Raw genomic sequence first — 18,820 nt, forward strand, 5'->3', positions numbered from 1 at the left:
CTGACTAATGTGCTAAAGTATTCTGAATTCGATTCTTCGGTTAAGCTGCTTCCCGGCTTCCGTGCTGTTGTCAACTTTGGGTTTGGTTGATCCGTACCCCTTATATTGAAGTCTTTCCTTTGGGATTCCCGCCTTGATTAAAAAATCATAAACAGATTTTGCTCTATTTGTCGACAGTTCCGAATTATGAGAAGTACTGCCCGTATTGTCGGTATGCCCTTCTATCTCCATTCTTATTTGCTCGTTATCCTTCAGAAACTTTATCACCTCGTCCAATTCTGTTTTGGACTTCTCTTTCAAGACATATTGGTCAACGTCGAAAAATATGTTCTTGAGCACCGAGGTGGCTCCTGCTTTAATGGGCGTCAAATAGATATCAAGGACTTCAGGCTCCCTCGATTTTTTTTCAAGATAATTGAAGGTAAGATTCTCAAACAGATAGCCTTTGCGGGTCACGTAAATAGAATATTCCTTCCCTTCGGTAAGCACAACAAAATACTTTCCATCCACCTTGTCGGAAGTCACTTTGTAGTTAAGCGACGCATCATTGATGTCGAACATCTCTATGGACGCCCCCAGCGGCTTTTTGGTCTCAATGTCCATTACTCTGCCGGTTAGAAAATTGCTTTTGTTTTGCACCCGAATTTCCTCGGGCACATCAAAGGTGTACAGTGAGCTTTGAAAATCCCGGTTGTTTCCGACAACCTCGTGGGAGTAATAAGCCTTAGTGCCATCAGAAGTAATGACCAGCGACACCTGATCGTCTTTGGTATTGATTGGGTAGCCGAGGTTCTTCGGCGGGGACCACTCAAGCCCGTTTTTTTCACTCAGAAACAAGTCGTACTTACCAAGCCCCATGTGCCCGGAGGATGAGAAATACAAAGACTGGCCGTTGACGTGAATAAAGGGAGACAGGTCGTCGCCTTCGGTGTTGATAACAGGGCCGAGGTTCACGGGCTCCATCCAATTGTCACGGGCCGACAGTGTGCTTACCCAAATATCTCTTTTCCCCTGCCCTCCTTTTCGATCGCTGACAAAATAGAGTGTGCGACCGTCAGCCGATAGCGATGGTTGCGACTCCCAGCCCGAAGAGTTGATTGGCTGGCCAATATTCTGAGGCTTGCCCCATGTATCCCCTTCTTTCTGAACAAAGTAGAGGTCGCAGCTCCCAAATCCTCCAGGTGCCTGGCAGGAGGTGAAAATCAGCATTCGGCCATCAGCAGAGACAGAGCTGGTTCCTTCGTTCCTCTGTGAGTTAATCAGATCGGAAATAGGCTCGGGTTCCGACCAGGCGCCGTCGTCATTTTGCCTCGTTACATAAATATCCTCATCGTCGTTGGCCGTATTGCCTTTTCGCACTGTGAAGAAAAGCTGCTTCCCATCAGCTGTAACAGCCGGAAAGTACTGCATTACATACTTGTTCAGTGGAGCTGGCAGGGGCTCTGGATTGAACGGCAAAGGCTTGCTCATCAGGTCGAGCGCAAAATCAATATTCTTGATCAAATCCATCGCCAACCCCTCTCTTCCTGCATTGTTTGGGTTAGTTTGATTATACCTTGAGAGGTATTTCCTTGCCTCCTTGTACTCGCCCTTGTCATAAATCATCAGGCCAAGAGCAAAGTAAGTGTCAAAGTTCAACTTGCTGAGTGAGTCCGCCGCCAGTGCTTCCCTGTATTGTGTCTCGGCGAGATCGTATCTCAAAAGCACTTTGTAGGCTGAAGCAAGGCGCAGGTGAGCCTCTATAAAAGCAGGGTCACGCAACAGGGCTTTCTCCAATAACTCGATGCCTCCATTGAAATCCCGGCCTCTGATCTGCAATGCCGATTGTTCGTAATATTTTATAGCCTTTTTATCTTCGGTGGTATAGGACGACTGAGCAGCCATTTCGGTTATGCCCAACACAAGTATTACCACCAAAAGAGAAAGAAATCGTATCATCACACTAAATTAGCTATTATCCTATTATAAAAAATTGAATACATAACGGCAGATGCCATAGATTTGTCTTTTGACAACTATTAAAGTATCATGATCAAAAGCTTTATCATTCTCCTAATTGTTGTTCTTGGTGATCAGGCCATTTCACCTGTCAAAGACTGCGAAGTACTTCTGGAAACTATTTCGGGCACTTACGATGGCGATTGTAAAAAAGGGCTGGCTGAGGGAACGGGTACAGCCAAAGGCGTCGACACCTATATCGGTGAGTTTAAAAAAGGGCTCCCCGATGGGCAGGGGCGATACATTTGGAAGAATGGGGACTATTTCTCGGGCGACTTCGTGAAAGGCATGAAAGAAGGCTATGGAGAAATGAAGGTGAAAAGAGAAGGTCAAAAAGACAGCCTCCTGGCAGGATATTGGATCAAAGATATTTTCGTAGGTGCTTCAAATTTACCCTATAGAGAATCGCATTCCAGCAATATTAAAAGTGTAATGATTGAAGAAATCACTGAAAACGGGTCTGAAATAATGATTGTTTATGCCAGAAATAAGCAGTCCATAGTAGCCGACGGGCTGAGGCTGGTAAGCGATCAGGACGTTAAGCCGTTATCGGAATTTGAATACACTGTGCTGCGCAAACTGGACTTCCCATTTACGGGAGCGAAAATGGACTTCCGCAGCCAGGCACCAGTGGGTTCAAATATTTTAGAATATCATGTAGAATTCGACATATTCAAAAAGGCCAGGTGGCTGATCACAATCGAGGTTTATTGAGATAATACCGAGCTTACCCAAGCTCTTTTAGTGAGCAGCTGACCAAAAAAGCGGGGATCCTTTTCCTCTGGAGCAGCTTTTCATCTCTATTTACTCCCCCTGTTTGGGTTATATTGTATCTTCCGCTAAGTGCTTTTCAGAAGCAACATGTTGTAGACTAAAACCTAAACTCAATATGAACACATTTTTTACACTACTTTTTACCGGGCTGTTTCTTTTTTTAAGGCCTGACCCGGTCGTTCAAAAAGACTGCGAAGTGCTGATGGAAACACTGGCGCTTGAGTACGATGGAGAATGCAAAAAAGGGCTTGCTCATGGCATTGGCAAGGCGCTTGGTTCTCACACCTATGAGGGGAGCTTCAAAAAAGGCTACCCGGACGGAGTAGGTACCTACACCTGGTCGAATGGAAACCTTTATAAAGGAGAGTTTAAAAATGGCCTCAAAGATGGCAAAGGCGAGCTCTATATCAGAAAACTTGGTGTGCCTGACAGCATCGTAACCGGCTACTGGGACAAAGACAAGTATGTCGGTGAATACGTTTCTTCCTACACTGTGGGGCAAAAGCGGAATATTCTCCGAACAAGGTTTGTGCATATGGCCGACACCCCCAACCAGGTCGAAATACTGATTCAGCGAAACGGGCTTCCGATTGGGGTTAGTCAGCTGCAAGCTTCGGCCGACAAATCACCCATGTTTGAAAGTAGCCAGACTATCGTGGCTTTCACCAAGGTGGTGTATCCGCTGACCAATGCCACTATCAATTTCTATGCTCCCAGCGCTTTCAACTCCTACCAGCTCGATTGCGAGCTGAACTTTGAAATTTACCGGGAAGGGCACTGGCGGATTTTTATACAGATATAGAGAAGCACTGAATTAAGGAATATCCAGGTACTTGTGCACCTGCAGCGAAACCTGCCACTGCGGGTTGGCTTTGATGTAGTCGATGATCAGGGGCGTTACCTTTTCCTGCTGTGACCACTCGGGTTGGAGGAATAGTCGGCAGTTTGCGCCAACGAGGGCTTCGTACTTCTCGGCCCATTTAAAGTCCGACTTATTGTAGACTATCACCTTTAGCTCATCGGCCGCCTTAGCCACCTCCGGAAGCGGCTCCTTGAACTTTTTTGGAGAAAAGCACACCCAGTTCCAGTGTCCGGAGAGCGGATAGGCGCCTGAGGTTTCAATATGTGTCCGGAATCCTTTGTCTTTCAGCTGCCGGGTTAGTTCTCCGAGGTCATACATCAGAGGTTCTCCACCAGTAACAACAGCCACTCTTGCCGGAAAATGCGAGGCATCCTTCACTATCCTGGCCACTTCTGTGTCAGGATGCGCCGCCGCCTCCCAGCTCTCCTTTACGTCGCACCACACGCAGCCAACATCGCAACCTCCCAGGCGGATGAAATAGGCAGCATGCCCCTGGAAAGCTCCTTCACCCTGTATGGTGTAGAAAGCTTCCATTAACGGAAGAGCTGTTTTTATTGAAGGCAATATGGTATCAGGCTGTTTCAAGAAGCATTTCGTAGGCACGAAGCGTATTCATCAGCAGTGAGGCAATGGTCATTGGCCCCACGCCTCCCGGCACTGGTGTAATGTAAGACGTCTTTGGCGCCACATTTTCGTAGTCCACGTCACCCACCAACCTGAATCCGGATTTCCTGGTAGGATCATCGATTCTCGTAGTTCCCACGTCTACCACAACAGCACCCTCCTTCACCATGTCGGCAGTGACAAGATGTGGTTTGCCTACGGCCACCAGCAGGATGTCGGCATTTTTGGTGTATTGAGAAATGTTTTCGGTGTATTTGTGGCAAAGTGTTACTGTGGCTTGTCCCTGCTGGGTCATGAGTATGCCCAGCGGTGCCCCCACAAGTCTGCTGGCACCTACCACCACACAATACTTTCCTTTGGTTTCAATCTTGTAGCGATTCAGCAGTTCCATCACCCCAAAAGGCGTAGCAGGCATTAGCAAAGGGGTTTGCGAGCCTATACTTCCGAAGTTTTGATTGGTAAACCCATCGACATCTTTCTCGGCCGAAATACTTTCAGTCACTTTTTCTACTGAAATATGCTCCGGCAAAGGCAACTGCACGATAAAACCATCGATATCCGTATCAGCGTTAAATTGTTCAATATGCTTAATGAGCTTTTCCTCAGAGATGGTCTTGGCAAAGTGCATAAGCGTGAAGTCGAACCCAACTTCCTTACAAGCCTTGATCTTACCATTCACGTAGGTGTGGCTTGCCCCGTCATCACCAACAATAATGATGGCCAAATGAGGTGCTCTCTTACCCTGAGCTACCAGTTCGTTTACTTTGGCCGCAATCTCCTGCTTAATTTCTGCAGCTACCTTTTTACCATCAAGTATCTGAGGCATCTTTTATGGTTTAGTCTATTTTCAATACCGCCATAAAGGCTTCCTGTGGAATTTCCACATTGCCTACCTGGCGCATCCGTTTCTTACCTTTTTTCTGCTTTTCGAGCAGTTTGCGCTTACGGCTAATATCACCACCGTAGCACTTAGCCAACACGTTTTTACGCATGGCTTTCACAGTTTCTCTGGAGATGATTTTAGCCCCAATGGCCGCCTGAATTGCTATTTCAAACATTTGGCGTGGCAGCAACTCACGCAATTTTTCGCAGAGTTTCTTGCCCCAATCGTAAGCCTTGTCCCGGTGCACAATGGCGGAAAGGGCGTCGACCCGCTCACCATTAAGCATAATATCCAGCTTCACCATGTTCGACTGACGATAGCCAATGAGCTCATAGTCGAGAGAAGCATAGCCCCTGGAAATTGTTTTCAGCTTATCGAAGAAGTCAAATACGATTTCTGACAGCGGCAGTTCGAACGTCAGCTCTACCCTGTCGGAGGTAAGGTATACCTGGTTTTTGATCTCGCCCCGCTTGTCGATACATAGAGAAATGATGGGGCCGATATATTCTGATTTACTTATTATCTGGGCCCTGATAAAAGGCTCTTCGATGAAATCCAAAGCAATGGGATCGGGCATTTCCGACGGTGCACTTACTTTCATCATTTGTCCCCCCTTGAGCGTGGCATGAAACCGCACCGAAGGCACCGTGGTAATCACAGTCATGTCAAACTCACGTTCCAGGCGTTCCTGGATAATTTCCATGTGAAGCATGCCGAGGAATCCGCACCTGAAGCCAAAACCAAGAGCGGCTGATGTCTCCGGCTCCCACACAAGCGAGGCGTCGTTGAGCTGCAGCTTTTCCATCGATGCCCTAAGCTCTTCGTATTCCGAAGTTTCAACGGGGTAGATGCCCGCAAAAACCATCGGCTTCACATCTTCAAAACCCTTGATGGCGACCGCTGCCGGCCTGTCCACATGGGTGATGGTGTCCCCTACTTTTACCTCCTTGGCCACTTTGATGCCAGAGATCAGGTACCCTACATTGCCAGCGCTGATTTCCGCTTTTGGTGATTGCTTAAGTTTCAGCACGCCTATTTCATCCACATCGTAAATACTCCCGATGTTCATGAATTTTACCTTCTCTCCTTTTTTCATGGTGCCGTTGAACACCCTGAAAATAACCTCAACACCTCTGAAAGAGTTAAATACGGAGTCAAAAATCATTGCCTGTAGCGGGCCGTTAGGGTCTCCTTTGGGTGGCTTGATCCTGTGAACGATCGCCTCCAGTATATCGTCGATGCCAATGCCTTCTTTTCCGCTGGCCAGCAGTATCTCCTCCCGGGTACAACCTAGCAATTCTACTACCTGGTCTTTCACCTCCTCAACCATAGCACCAGGCAAGTCAATTTTGTTGAGCACAGGTATGATTTCGAGGTCATGGTTTAAAGCCAGGTACAGATTGGAAATAGTTTGTGCTTCAATACCTTGTGATGCATCAACAATCAAGAGTGCTCCCTCGCAGGCGGCGATGGAGCGTGATACCTCGTAAGAAAAGTCAACATGGCCGGGTGTGTCGATCAGGTTAAGTACGTAGTCTTTGCCACCACTCTTGTAGTTCATTTGAATGGCGTGGCTCTTAATGGTGATGCCTCGCTCCCGTTCCAAATCCATGTTGTCAAGAAGCTGATTCTGCTTTTCCCGATCGGTGATGGTGTGGGTGGCCTCAAGGAGCCTGTCGGCCAGGGTACTTTTACCGTGATCTATGTGTGCTATTATGCAGAAATTGCGGATGTGATCCATACGTTCCTTTAAAAGTCTGCAAAATTAGGTAATAATTTATGATTTGAAGAGCCTGTGCAAACAAAGTTTGGGATTGGCGAGCATCAACTGGACTGTATTTCAGCGATCTGCAATTTCCTCACAGGTAAAACCGACATTTTTTTGTGAAATGCAATTTTGCGGTGAGGCATTCCAACCATTTGTTGCCAAATTTGTCTCTTAATACCAAAAAAAATAGTGTATGAAGAAGATTGCAATCATTGCAGTGGTGGGGTTAGGGTTTTTATTCTCGTGCAGCCTGGATAGCGACGAATTTCAGGGCCCTATCACGAGCAAAATTAATGTTACAATGCTTGAGGACGTAAGCGCAAAAGATCCTTTCTTTCAAATTTTATTTGAGTCGACCAATCTGTACGAATGCTCCAATTACAACATCTTAATGACAGTAGATGCGGAGGAAAACAAACTTGATATCGTATTCAATGAGATTTACAAAAACAGTACTTGCCGCTCCGAAACCGGCCCTGCCTACAATGTTTATTCCTTTTCAAAAATAGTAAATGGAACCTACAACTTAAGCCTGAAAGTGAAAGACAAGCCAGCCTCTACAGGTACACTTGTGATTTCCGACACTGGCTATACGCTGGACATGACCGAAAGCGATGACTTTGCGTTTGTGAATCCGCAGGTTTACCGAATGCCCGAAGGCATACTTTGGGGTAGCATCCAGAAATATTCCGAATCGCAGCAGTCAAACACCCTTGTAGATAATTTTTTTGACCTCCTTAGCGACAACGGGCTTGCCGACACCGCTCTGGTGAAAGGTGACTATACTTATTTTCTCATCGATGAAGAAAGCAAAGTATCCCTCAGGCGTGCAAGCGCCACTCCAGCTGGCACGTCTGCTTTCGTTTTTTATCTCGACGAAGATTCAGTAAGCAGAAACAACCTGAAAATTGCCATATCAGACTTCAGAGGCAAATACTCACAGTATGTGAAGGTGGACGTATTTGACTGGATCGGAACCATTTATTGAAACGAATATCCAGGCCAAAACATTTTGGGTAGCTAGTCCGTCTACAGTGATATCCTTTAACTAAATCACACACCATGAAAACTAGCTACAAAATTTTTGCGCTTTGTATGGGAATGCTCACCATTGCTTTCGGCGACCTTCTCGCCCAGGACAAACCAAGCCCTGCTGCGTCGGTATCAGAAAAGATAAAGAGTGGAGCCACCGTATCTATCAACTACAGCTCGCCCGCTTTGAAGGGCAGAACAATGGGGAAAGACGTGGAACCAATGGAAGGCAAGGTATGGAGAGCTGGTGCCAACAACGCCACTGTATTCGAAGTCGACAAAGAAGTGAAAATCGAAGGCAAGGCACTCCCAGCTGGAAAGTATGCATTTTTTACATTGAAAAACGGCGACGACTGGACACTGATCTTCAACAAAACCTGGGATACCTGGGGCGCATTTGACTACGAGAAAAATAAAGGAGAAGATGCTTTGCAAGTAAAAGTAAAGTCGAAAAAAGCCGCTTCCGCCTCCGAAAGGTTAACCTATACCATAGATAAGTCGGGCAAGGTAAGCTTGCTATGGGGCGACCTGGACGTGTCGTTCAACGTAAAGTAATCAGACTGAAATCAAAAGTAAAAAGCGGGCACAGCTCGCTTTTTTTTGTTTTGCCCGGTAAGGATGCAGAGGACTATAACTGTTTATTTCTTAAATTGATGGAGGTAGCATGTCTGACCTTCCGTCGTACTGCATTTACTCTAAGCTTATCCTATGACAAAAGCGCTATTTTTTCTGACATTTTTGGTGCTTTTGGCCGGATGCTCCAAAGTTGACCCGATTGAAGAAGCCATCAATAAAAAGAATGCTGAGGTGAGTGGCGTTTGGATTTGGGTGAACACCAAGTACCCCACTCCATTTGGTGCCATCACTGTAAGCACGCTAAAAACGGGCATTCTCTACAAGGTACTTATCTCTGGTAAAAACGCCGAGGTTTTTCGTGAAGACCGACTGGTACAGAAGTTTAGTTTTGAGATAAGACGTGCCAACGAAGATTACTACCTTGACATTTTAACCAAGCAGGAAATAGAATATTCGGCTATCGATATGCTGGGTGGCAAGATTTCGCTCGATAAAAAAGACCTCACCTTGTCATTTCAAAACAACACCTTTGAATCAGACATGCTGCTCAGCAGAGTAGAGATTTTTTAGCCCATGCTTTCAGTTGTTTGTGCTATTATTATGCGTGGGTCAAAAATTTTTGTAGCAAAACGTCCTGCTCACACAAAAGAGGGGCTCAAATGGGAGTTCCCCGGAGGCAAAGTTGAGCCGGGAGAAACGGAGCAAGCCGCCCTTACCCGGGAAATCAGAGAAGAATTATCCATCGAAGTGGGCCCTATTGAGAAAATCGGTGCCGTAGCAATAAAGGTGCCCCGCATCAACCTGACGGCCTGGAATTGCCAGTGGCTAAGTGGAGAAATTCACCTTACCGAACACCTGGCTTTCGACTGGGTAGAAGTGCAAGACCTGACGGCGGTAGACTTGAGCGGCGCCGATATACTACTTATCCCCCAAATAAAATCTTATATCGAAAATTCTCCTATTTAAGCATATTGTACTGTAAATGGCGGTCAGTCAAAATAATCTACTGATTTTACAGAAAACATCGAGCGTCTAGTTTGATTCCTCCCGATAGTTCCGTAACTTATACTTCCTGGTTTATTCAGGTGTAGTTAATAACCTGTCACATCACTTAAACAACTGACTATGAATTTTACTCCCCCAAAAGAAACTGGTACTACCAGGACTGTCGAACCCATTAAATACGCCCCCGTTACCGACTACATGGTCAAGGATGTCTTCACTTTTCATCCGGATCAAAATATTCAGGAAGCAATCGACCTTATGTTGGACAAGCGGATTTCTGGTGGCCCGGTGCTGAACGACGCTGGCGAATTGGTAGGAATGCTTTCCGAAAAAGACTGTCTGAGAATTATTATTGATTCAGCCTATCATAACCACCCAAATCACGAGGGGAAGGTGAAAAATTACATGTCGAGAAAGGTGAAAACCATGGATGTAGACAAAGATATTTTTGACGTGGCCAATGAATTTCTCACCACTCATTTCCGCAGGTTTCCTGTAATTGACAGCAAAGGTGTGCTGAAAGGCCAGATCAGCCGACGAGACATCATGAAAGCGGCCAGGGATTTAAAAGGTACCACCTGGTGAAACTTGATTGGTCTTAAATATGTATTAACTAACCCCTTTATGGGGTTTATTTTTTTGAATGGGTGGTAGGAATTGATGAAGTGTTGTAAATTGGAGTGACATTATGAAAGAGGCAAAAAGCATCATTGAAGCCTATAGAAAGGTTAATTTTTCTACGCAAAAAGCAGCGTTGGCCACAGTTATGCGGGTGCACGGCTCATCTTACAGAAGGCCGGGTGCCAGAATGCTGATGACAGACGACGGACGCTGGACGGGTGCTATTAGCGGAGGTTGCCTGGAAGGTGACGCACTCCGCAAAGCTCGTCAGGCAATCCTGAGCAATCGTCCGTCGCTTGTTACTTATGACACCATGGACGACAATAGCGCCACCAGTCTCGGGGTAGGGCTTGGGTGCAACGGCATTATTGACGTGCTGATTGAGCCTATCAATGAACTGGATGTTTTCAACTCCATTCACCTGCTTGAAAAGTTCGTGGAGCGGGGTGAGCTGGCCGTAATGGCCACGGTTTTCGACTCGTCCCTCGCTGAAAATCCCTATCAGGGGCAGCGGTTTCTGCTTAACGGATTGGGAGAAAAATACAGTACCATCAACAACGTCAATCTGGAAACCCTCATCGCTGCTGATGCCCAAAAAGCCTTTGTCGCCAACCGCCCTGCCATTTGCCAATACACAGTGGATGAGGCCATGGTAGAAGTGCTGGTAGAAACGCTGCATCCTGGTATTCAGCTTGTAATTTTTGGTGGCGGTTTCGATGCGGCACCGGTGACATCGATGGCAAAAAACCTGGGCTGGGCAGTGACAGTAACCGACGACTGTATCGCTCACCTCGGCGCTAAGCGTTTCCCTGATGCTGAAAACGTGACCCTGTGCCAGCGTGACCACGTGTCTACCGACATCGTGTTCAAAAGATTCAGTGCCGCCATTCTCATGTCGCACAACTACAAGTACGACTACGCAGTGCTCAAAGAGCTGATCAAGAACCCGCCAGCGTACCTGGGGATCATGGGCCCTAAGAAGCGTTTCGATAAAATGGTTGACCAACTGAAAGAGGAAGGTATCTACCCCGGCGATACCTGGGCAGCAACCGTACATTCTCCCATTGGTCTCGACCTGGGCGCAGAAACACCCGATGAAATTGCGCTGTCGGTCATTGCCGAGATTCAAGCGTTTTTCAACAATTCAAAAGGCGGCTACCTGAAACATCTTGACGGCCCTATACACGACCGCAGTGCCTACGACGACAGACTGCTAAACAATATTTATGAGCAGCTCAATGCCACAGGTTCCAAAAAAGGCAAAGCTTAGCATCGTTCTGCTGGCGGCAGGCTCGTCTTCCCGGCTAGGGCAGGCCAAGCAGCTGCTACCATTCAAAGACACCACCCTGGTGCGCCATCGTGTTGCTACTATTACACGGGCGCTGGGAAACGAACACAACGTTTTTGTGGTTACCGGCGCCAAACGGGAAGAAGTGCGCACTGAGCTTGCCGGGCTTTCGTACACCGAAGTTTACAATGACCAATTCTCCGAGGGCATGAGTACCTCGATAAAAGCCGGACTAGCGTGCCTTCCGACAGATGCTGAAGCCGTCATGTTTCTGCTTGTGGATCAGCCGTTTGTGTCAGAAAAGCACCTCTCAGAAATGGTCGGTAAATGGCTCAACGATAAAAGTAAAGTCTTGGGTGCGGCCTATTCCGGAATCATTGGTGTTCCGGCCATTTTCCCCCGCAGCTATTTCGAACAACTATTGTTATTGAAAGGCGATCAGGGTGCGAGAAAAATTCTAAAGAATTTATCTGATGCCGAAGTCCTCAGCTATCCCCTGCCTGAAGCGAGCATTGACCTTGACACTTTGGAGGACCTGAAGGCTATTGGGCTTTGACTCCGTAAAAGCCTCATCCTCCTCCCGACCTAAGCCGTCTTTTTATAATTCAAAATTGCCAGTCCGTTCAACAACACAGCATAACCGAAAATCACTGCGAAAAAGAACCTGGTCTCCTGCCAGCCAGCACCTTTAAGCATCACAAGCCGCACGAACTCAATGAAGTACCGGACAGGGTTGAACAAGGTGATGGTTTGTGCCCAGCCAGGCATATTCTCAACAGCCGTAAAGAGTCCACCCATTAGGATGAAAACGACCAGGAAGAACCAGGCAAGGAACATGGCCTGCTGTTGTGTGTCGGTGAGCGTAGAAATCAACAGCCCAAAGCCAAGAATTAAAAGCAGGTAGACAGCCGAAAAAGCATAGATAAGCCCAACACTACCTACAAACGGGATATTGAACACCACTTTGGCCACGATAAGGCCAATTGATAATACCATGAGGCCAAGCAGCCAGAAAGGCAAAAGCTTGCCAATCACAAACTGGTATTTCTGAATAGGCGTCACATTGATCTGCTCGATGGTGCCAATCTCTTTTTCTCGAACGATGTTCATTGAGCTCAAAAATGCACTTATCATCGTGACCAAAAGCACCAAAATGCCGGGCACCATAAAGGTCTTGTAATTGAGCTCTGGATTGAACCAGAAAGACGACCCGACATTGATCACTTGCCGGGCAATGGGCTGCCCACTGGCCACCACCCTCATTTGCAGCGCTGCCACCTCCCGCTGATTGTAGTCGCCAAGGATTCTGCCAAAGTAATAGTTGGCCAGACCAGCTTTGGTGCCGTCGATAGCATTCACTATCACCTGCAATTGCTGTGGTTCTTTCCGAACCAGCTTCTTTTCCATGCCCGCCGGTATTTCCACTACCAGATCAGCCTCGTTTTTGTCAAGAGCCGCTGCGGCTTCCGCATGGTCGAAACCAGTTCCTGCTATGGTAAAGTAGCCCGAGGCAGTCAAATCACGGTAGAGTTGTCGGCTTGCGCTGCTCTGATCGTTGTCCATCCAGTATACCTTCAGGTTTTTGATTTCAAAGTCAGCAGCGTAGCTCAAAACAATCAGCTGCAGCACCGGCATCACGAACAAAATGGGCAGGTTGGTCTTGTTGCGAAAAATCTGCAAAAACTCTTTCTGTATGAGGTAAAGAATAATTCTCATGGTGTTTTCAGTTTAACCAAGTCTGACATTGAACTTCTTGATACTCATCCCAATAAAAAACACGGTAAATCCAATCAAAATAAGGGTTTCCTTCCAGAAATAGGCGATGCCGACCCCCTTGAGCATAATAGCCTTTTCGATAACAATGAACCACCTGGCCGGGATAATGTGCGAGATGATTTGCAGTGGCAAGGGCATATTCTCAATAGGAAAAATGAAACCTGAAAGCAGAATTGTCGGCAGCATCAGTCCCATTAGCGAAAGCAACAGCGCCGTTTGCTGAGTTTGGGCTACGGTGGAAATTAGAATGCCCAGCGACAGCGCCATGATGATGAAGAGCATGATCTCTGCCAGCAAAAGTGGCACACTTCCCATTATAGGCACGCCAAAGACATACCTTCCGAGCAGCAGCACCACTACAGCATCAAGAAATGCCAGACTGAAGTAAGGCACCACCTTGGCAATAATCACCTGACCGGGGTTCATAGGTGATGCCAGCAATACCTCCATTGTGCCAGTTTCCTTTTCTCTGGCTATCGAAATGGATGTCATCATCGCCGATACCAGCATCAGCAGTATGGTGATGAGACCAGGAACAAAGAGAAACACGCCTTTTAGGCTGGGGTTGTACTGAAGCCTAACCTCCGCACCCACAAGAATGGGGGGCTGCCCGGGTTGGTTCAGTTCCAGTTGAAAATTCTGGATGATGGCTGTGGCGTAATTAACCAACGTATTGGCCATGTTCGGGTCGGTGGCGTCGGCCAGCAGCTGCACCGATGCTTTTCCTTCATGCTGGAGTTTATCGGCAAAATTGGGCTCGACTACCACAGCCATCTTTATCCTGCCCTCCCTGAACAGCTGCTCAACATCGTCAATACTTTCAGCCTGTCCGTCAGGGAGGAAGTATCCGGAGGCAACCAGCTTATCAGCTAACCTGCGGGACACCTCGTCGTTCGACTGATCGAGGATGGCAATGTGCGCATCTTTGATCTCATTGGTGATGGCATAACCAAAAAGCAGGATTTGCACCACCGGCATTCCAAAGAGAATCAACAACGTTCGCTTGTCTCTGAAGATGTGGTAAAACTCCTTTCGTATAAGTGAAGTCAGTCTTTTCATAGTGAAATGCTATCTTTTTTGGCGCATCCTATGGACGGGCCACCTTGATAAATACTTCGTTCATGGTTTTTACACCGTATTTTTTTTTCAGACCTTCCGGTGTATCGTAGGCCTCCACCCTGCCATCCACCATCATGGAGATTCTGTCGCAGTATTCCGCCTCGTCCATGTAGTGCGTGGTTACAAACACGGTGATGCCGTCGTGGGCTGCTTCGTAAATCATCTCCCAAAACTGTCGTCTGGTAATGGGGTCTACTCCGCCAGTGGGCTCATCAAGAAAAACAATCTTGGGGTCGTGAAGAATGGCTATGGAAAAAGCCAACTTTTGTTTCCAGCCCAGTGGCAAGTCTTTCAGGAGCTTGCCTTCCACTTCGTCGAGCCCGAGTCTTCTAACCAGCGCCTCTCCTTTTTCCTTCCACTGCTTTCTCTTCAAACCATAAATGCCACCATAAAACCGTATATTTTCTTTGATGGTCAGGTCGTCGTAGAGCGAAAACCGCTGACTCATATATCCTATGGATTTTTTGATCTGGTTTTGTTGCTTAAACACATCGAAACCAGCTACCACCGCCTTGCCAGACGTGGGGCTGAGCAAGCCTGAAAGCATCTTCATGGCGGTGGTTTTACCTGCGCCATTAGCTCCCAGAAACCCGAAGATTTCTCCCTGCTTCACTTCGAGCGAAATGGAGTCGACGGCCTTGAAGGTGCCGAATCTCTTGGTGAGGTTTTCCACTTCTATGATAGAACTACTCATGCCGCTACATGTTGATTCATCAGCGCAATAAAGCAGTCCTCTATATCTGGTGCTACCTCCACTATCTCCCAGTTCTCCATCTCCTGAGCGCTGAGGTATTTGATTAGCTCTTCACTCGTCAGCTTGCCTTTGTCGGACACTACATGGATGTTTTCGCCAAATGGATACACCAGTGTGGCCTGCTCCAGCATTCGAAGCGACGAAAGCATGTTGTACTTTTCGTTTGTTTTGATGGCCAACAAGGAATAGGCATAGGCATCAGTAATTTTTGCCGGTGTATCTACCGAAAGAATGCGGCCATCTTGCATGAGCGCCACCCGGTCGCAAAGGCTGGCTTCGTCCATGTAAGGAGTGGATACCAAAATGGTCATCCCACGTTTTTTCAGCATTTGAAGAATTTCCCAAAACTCGCTTCTCGACACAGCGTCCACGCCAGTGGTGGGCTCATCGAGAAACAGGATTTCGGGACTATGCACTAGTGCACAGCAAAGGGCCAGCTTCTGCTTCATTCCACCCGATAGTGCTCCGGCTCTGCGCTTTCTAAAAGGCTCAATTTGAGAATATATATACCTGATATTGTCATAATTCTCTTCCAGCGTAGTGTCATATATGGAGGCAAAAAGGTTGATATTTTCTTCAATGCTCAGGTCCTGATAAAGAGAAAACCGACCAGGCATATAGCCCATTTTTTTGCGAATTGAAGCATAGTCTCTGGTTACATCAATGCCCAGCACATTTACTTCGCCACTATCGGGCAGCAACAGTGAAGACATGATCCTGAAAAGTGAAGTTTTGCCGGCACCATCGGGGCCAATTACCCCGAACAGCTCTCCTTTTTTAACATTCAGAGAAATTTCCTTCAATGCCTCCACATGGGCATAGGTTTTCACCAGTTTCTTTACAATAACTGCGTTTTGCTTTTCCATGACCTTAGAATTTAACCTCACCTGGCATTCCTATTTTCAATGCCCCATCGTTGGGCACCACCACTTTGATCGCATACACCAAATTGACCCTTTCTTCCCTTGTTTGGATGATTTTCGGTGTGAACTCGGCTGATGACGAGATCCATGACACCGTTCCTTCATTCTCTTTCAAATTGCCGTCGGTGCCGTCAGTTAGCACCCTCACCTTTTGGCCAATTTTGATGGAGGCCAACTGCGGTGCATCTACGTAGGCCCTCAGTGTCAATTCCTTCAGGTCGGCTACCTTAAAAAGCGGCTTGCCAAAAGTGACGATCTCACCTGCTTCAGCATATTTGGAGAGCACGGTTCCTCCCAGCGGGCTTGCCAGCACACTGCGCTGAATTTGATCTTCTATCTGCTCCATTTGCACCTCAAGCGGAGCCAACTCCGACAATAAGCCTCTGTTGGCTGTGCTTAGCTGGCTTTTGGTGGCGTCAATCCTGTTATTCAGTACTTTCAGTTCGCCATGCAGGTCGTCCCGCTGCTTTGCAGTTGCTGCCCCTTCGACGAACAGTTTGTCCACCCGTTTGATCTCCCTTTCAAGGTTCTCCTTCTGCTCAAGCAGCACATCTATTTGCACCTTTTCGTTTTGGAGTTTACTTCTGATCGCTTGTTTGGAGGCCGTCAGCTGTTTTTTCTTCAAATGAAGGCCAAGGGTGTCGACCAGTCCAATGGCAGCGCCGGCCTTTACCTGGCTGCCCTCCTCCACCTTTAGCTGCAGGAGCTTGCCAGTAGCTTCCGAAGAAACCAGCACTTCGGTCGCTTCAAAATTGCCATAAGCATCCGACCTCTCTTCATTTTTGTTGCATCCTGCCAACCCGATCAGCAGCAATGCACTTGCTGTGTATGTGAAAATTTTCATTGCTATAGTTCCTTAAAGATTTCCTGTAAGTGTAAAGTATTGTACCTGATACCATGCCTTGTCGATCTCGTGCATGCGGGCCGTAATTTTTGCCCTTGTAAGTTGATCCAGCGCAGTGATGTAGTCGGAAGAGGTGACAGTTCCGCCTTCGAGCCTGGCAGCGTATTCCCTGACAATTGACTCCTGCAGCCTGACGATCTCGGCATCCCTTTTCATTACCTCGTCAGAGGCCAACCACTTCTTTCTCCATTGCAGGGTGCCATTTTCGAATTGGCTCATGGCATCGCTGCGGCTGTTTTCGAGCAGCTGCTCCTGAATTTGCAGCTCTTGTCGCTCCTGCTTGCTGGCTCCCCAGTCGAATAGTGGCCAGTAAAGCCTCACTCCCGCCATATAGAACCCGCTAAGGTCGGTTTTAAAGAAATTGTAAGGATTGGGGCTACCAAAGCCTCCTCTGGCAAAAGCACTTACCTTCGGCTTAGTTCTCGCAGCAATGAGCTCCCCCGCCTGAGAAAGCACAGTTTTCTGCTCACTCAAATAGCTGAGCTCCGGCCGGTTGATTGTTGCTTCACCCTCCAGCGGAATGGTGCCGCCAGGAAGAGTTAATACTGCATCTACCGAGAGAGGCTGCCCAAGTTTGTCAGCCAGCATGGCTACAAGCCCTTCTTTTTCGGCCTCTGCCGCTACAAGCTGTTGTTCGATGGTCAGGATTTCCTTTTCGAAGGCGGACTTATCGCTCTGCAAAAGCACGCCAGTCGAGAATCCCGCATCAATCACCTTTTTTCGCTCGAGCAAGGTATTCCTGGCAGCTTCAAGGTTTTTTTCGGCTTCCTGAATCCTGAGTACACCAAAATACAAGCTGTTCACAGACTCCTTTGCCTTGTACAGATCGACCTCCACTCTCTGCTGATTGGCCGCCAGTTCTCTTTTGGAAGCTTCTCTCGATTGCCTGACCATGCCGCCGTCGTAAATACTCTGTTCGATGCCCACGGTAGCCTGGTACTGGCTTTTTGGAATTTCCGGCGTTTCAGCGCCTGGAATACTGAATGGCAATGAAAACACGTCGCTCTGATAGCTCCACTGCCCATTCAGACTCACTTGCGGACGATACGCCAGTCCCAGCCGTTCCTCTTTGGAAGCTGCCAACTCTCCATAAAGAGCTGCTTGCCCCGAAAGCGGTGTGTGCTGAAGTGCCAGCTCGTAGCAGCCCTGCAGGCTGATGGTTTCCTGGGCGTAAACCCCGGCCACCATCGCCACTGCACTCATTGTTAGTACAAACCTCTTCATATTATTCGTTTGTTGATTTGTCGGTTAAATAGTTCCAAATGATCACCGGAACTTCCTTCTTTCTTCGCTCAAGAAATTTGTTATAGTCTTCTTCACTAAGTCCGAAGACCGGCCTGAGAATAGGCTTTGCAATGACAGGAAAAACGCACAGCCCCATGATAGAGCTGATGAGATCCACTGGCTCTATAGGTCTTATGGTACCTTTAGCCGCTTCAGCCTTCAATTGCAAACCCAGCCCCATCGCCACCTGCGAAACTTGCGAACCAATTTTGCCAAACAGCTTCTCGGGGTTCCTTGAAATTTCGTTAATGACGAAAAGAGGCATGAAGGGATTGTTCTTCATCAGTTCCACATAGTGCTCCACAAACTGCATCAACTTTTCTTTTAGGGGCATTTCCTTCCCAAGAATACCAAACAGGGCCGGGCCATTTGACTGGAGTGTCTCCATGAAAACCCTTTCGAAAAGCAAGTCTTTGGACCTGAAATAGTAGTGCAGCAATGCTTTGTTGATGCCGGCCTTGTCAGCAATTTCCTGCATTCTCGCTCCCGCCATTCCCTGTTGAATGAATACCTCCCTGGCGGCTTCCAGTATCTTTCTTTCTGTACTTACATCCTTCGTCATGATGCAAATATACGAAGCATTAACCGAAAGGTTTAACCAATTGGTTAAATTTTTTGGTTAACAAGTG

General features: G+C 47.4%; 20 protein-coding genes. 9 read left to right on the forward strand and 11 right to left on the reverse strand.

Annotated elements, in window-relative coordinates; genetic code table 11:
- Nucleotides 1-12: 12 nt before the first annotated feature.
- Nucleotides 13-1,938, reverse strand: a complete 1,926-nt coding sequence (locus tag AAC052_RS17070) for an OmpA family protein (protein WP_339814755.1) — start codon at nucleotides 1,936-1,938, stop codon at nucleotides 13-15.
- Between the two features lie 90 nt (nucleotides 1,939-2,028).
- On the opposite strand from AAC052_RS17070, the gene AAC052_RS17075 reads away from it, so the two are divergent.
- Complete coding sequence (locus tag AAC052_RS17075) at nucleotides 2,029-2,712, forward strand: hypothetical protein (RefSeq protein WP_317488197.1); 684 nt, start codon at nucleotides 2,029-2,031, stop codon at nucleotides 2,710-2,712.
- 175 nt (nucleotides 2,713-2,887) lie between these two features.
- On the forward strand, nucleotides 2,888-3,574 hold the full coding sequence (locus tag AAC052_RS17080) for a hypothetical protein (RefSeq protein ID WP_339814756.1): 687 nt from the start codon (nucleotides 2,888-2,890) through the stop codon (nucleotides 3,572-3,574).
- A 12-nt stretch (nucleotides 3,575-3,586) separates the two neighbouring features.
- Here AAC052_RS17080 and AAC052_RS17085 read toward each other — a convergent pair whose 3' ends face one another.
- The 3 genes from AAC052_RS17085 to lepA are packed head-to-tail and all read right to left on the reverse strand — an operon-like array spanning nucleotide 3,587 to nucleotide 6,882.
- Nucleotides 3,587-4,168 (reverse strand): 7-carboxy-7-deazaguanine synthase QueE, encoded by a 582-nt coding sequence (locus AAC052_RS17085; protein WP_339814757.1) that lies wholly within the window; start codon nucleotides 4,166-4,168, stop codon nucleotides 3,587-3,589.
- A gap of 37 nt (nucleotides 4,169-4,205) precedes the next feature.
- Nucleotides 4,206-5,084 (reverse strand): bifunctional 5,10-methylenetetrahydrofolate dehydrogenase/5,10-methenyltetrahydrofolate cyclohydrolase, encoded by an 879-nt coding sequence (locus tag AAC052_RS17090; RefSeq protein WP_317488200.1) that lies wholly within the window; start codon nucleotides 5,082-5,084, stop codon nucleotides 4,206-4,208.
- Nucleotides 5,085-5,094: 10 nt separating this feature from the next.
- On the reverse strand, nucleotides 5,095-6,882 hold the full coding sequence (lepA, locus tag AAC052_RS17095; protein ID WP_317488201.1) for a translation elongation factor 4: 1,788 nt from the start codon (nucleotides 6,880-6,882) through the stop codon (nucleotides 5,095-5,097).
- 220 nt (nucleotides 6,883-7,102) lie between these two features.
- Between lepA and AAC052_RS17100 the strand changes: the two genes are divergently transcribed.
- The 7 genes from AAC052_RS17100 to AAC052_RS17130 all read left to right on the forward strand — a co-directional run bounded on the left by AAC052_RS17100 (nucleotide 7,103) and on the right by AAC052_RS17130 (nucleotide 11,987).
- The gene (locus AAC052_RS17100) at nucleotides 7,103-7,897 is read left to right on the forward strand and encodes a hypothetical protein (protein ID WP_339792453.1); all 795 of its coding nucleotides are present in this window, start codon (nucleotides 7,103-7,105) and stop codon (nucleotides 7,895-7,897) included.
- A 74-nt stretch (nucleotides 7,898-7,971) separates the two neighbouring features.
- The gene (locus AAC052_RS17105) at nucleotides 7,972-8,496 is read left to right on the forward strand and encodes a DUF2911 domain-containing protein (protein ID WP_317488203.1); all 525 of its coding nucleotides are present in this window, start codon (nucleotides 7,972-7,974) and stop codon (nucleotides 8,494-8,496) included.
- Nucleotides 8,497-8,649: 153 nt separating this feature from the next.
- Nucleotides 8,650-9,087, forward strand: coding sequence for a hypothetical protein (locus AAC052_RS17110; RefSeq protein WP_317488204.1), 438 nt, complete (start codon nucleotides 8,650-8,652; stop codon nucleotides 9,085-9,087).
- Nucleotides 9,088-9,090: 3 nt separating this feature from the next.
- On the forward strand, nucleotides 9,091-9,483 hold the full coding sequence (locus AAC052_RS17115) for a (deoxy)nucleoside triphosphate pyrophosphohydrolase (RefSeq protein WP_339814758.1): 393 nt from the start codon (nucleotides 9,091-9,093) through the stop codon (nucleotides 9,481-9,483).
- Between the two features lie 159 nt (nucleotides 9,484-9,642).
- Nucleotides 9,643-10,107: a CBS domain-containing protein gene (locus AAC052_RS17120; protein ID WP_317488206.1), complete on the forward strand. Its 465-nt coding sequence runs from the start codon at nucleotides 9,643-9,645 to the stop codon at nucleotides 10,105-10,107.
- Nucleotides 10,108-10,210: 103 nt separating this feature from the next.
- Nucleotides 10,211-11,413: an XdhC/CoxI family protein gene (locus tag AAC052_RS17125; protein ID WP_339814759.1), complete on the forward strand. Its 1,203-nt coding sequence runs from the start codon at nucleotides 10,211-10,213 to the stop codon at nucleotides 11,411-11,413.
- Nucleotides 11,370-11,987, forward strand: coding sequence for a nucleotidyltransferase family protein (locus tag AAC052_RS17130; protein WP_339814760.1), 618 nt, complete (start codon nucleotides 11,370-11,372; stop codon nucleotides 11,985-11,987). The genes AAC052_RS17125 and AAC052_RS17130 overlap by 44 nt, the downstream gene beginning before the upstream one ends.
- Nucleotides 11,988-12,016: 29 nt before the next feature.
- Here AAC052_RS17130 and AAC052_RS17135 read toward each other — a convergent pair whose 3' ends face one another.
- Genes AAC052_RS17135 through AAC052_RS17165 form a run of 7 tightly spaced genes read right to left on the reverse strand, consistent with a single transcriptional unit; the run spans nucleotide 12,017 to nucleotide 18,753 of the window.
- Nucleotides 12,017-13,147, reverse strand: coding sequence for an ABC transporter permease (locus AAC052_RS17135; protein ID WP_339814761.1), 1,131 nt, complete (start codon nucleotides 13,145-13,147; stop codon nucleotides 12,017-12,019).
- 12 nt (nucleotides 13,148-13,159) lie between these two features.
- Nucleotides 13,160-14,266: an ABC transporter permease gene (locus AAC052_RS17140; RefSeq protein ID WP_339814763.1), complete on the reverse strand. Its 1,107-nt coding sequence runs from the start codon at nucleotides 14,264-14,266 to the stop codon at nucleotides 13,160-13,162.
- Between the two features lie 28 nt (nucleotides 14,267-14,294).
- The gene (locus AAC052_RS17145) at nucleotides 14,295-15,020 is read right to left on the reverse strand and encodes an ABC transporter ATP-binding protein (protein WP_317488211.1); all 726 of its coding nucleotides are present in this window, start codon (nucleotides 15,018-15,020) and stop codon (nucleotides 14,295-14,297) included.
- Nucleotides 15,017-15,946: an ABC transporter ATP-binding protein gene (locus AAC052_RS17150; protein ID WP_339814764.1), complete on the reverse strand. Its 930-nt coding sequence runs from the start codon at nucleotides 15,944-15,946 to the stop codon at nucleotides 15,017-15,019. The genes AAC052_RS17145 and AAC052_RS17150 overlap by 4 nt, the downstream gene beginning before the upstream one ends.
- Before the next feature lie 4 nt (nucleotides 15,947-15,950).
- Entirely contained in the window at nucleotides 15,951-16,847 is an 897-nt protein-coding gene (locus AAC052_RS17155; protein WP_339814765.1) for an HlyD family efflux transporter periplasmic adaptor subunit, read from the reverse strand.
- Nucleotides 16,848-16,859: 12 nt separating this feature from the next.
- Complete coding sequence (locus AAC052_RS17160) at nucleotides 16,860-18,131, reverse strand: TolC family protein (RefSeq protein WP_339814766.1); 1,272 nt, start codon at nucleotides 18,129-18,131, stop codon at nucleotides 16,860-16,862.
- 1 nt (nucleotide 18,132) lies between these two features.
- Entirely contained in the window at nucleotides 18,133-18,753 is a 621-nt protein-coding gene (locus AAC052_RS17165; RefSeq protein ID WP_317488215.1) for a TetR/AcrR family transcriptional regulator, read from the reverse strand.
- Between the last annotated feature and the right edge of the window lie 67 nt (nucleotides 18,754-18,820).

The organism is uncultured Imperialibacter sp. (assembly GCF_963974565.1).
GTDB classification, from domain to species: Bacteria; Bacteroidota; Bacteroidia; order Cytophagales; family Cyclobacteriaceae; genus Imperialibacter; species Imperialibacter roseus.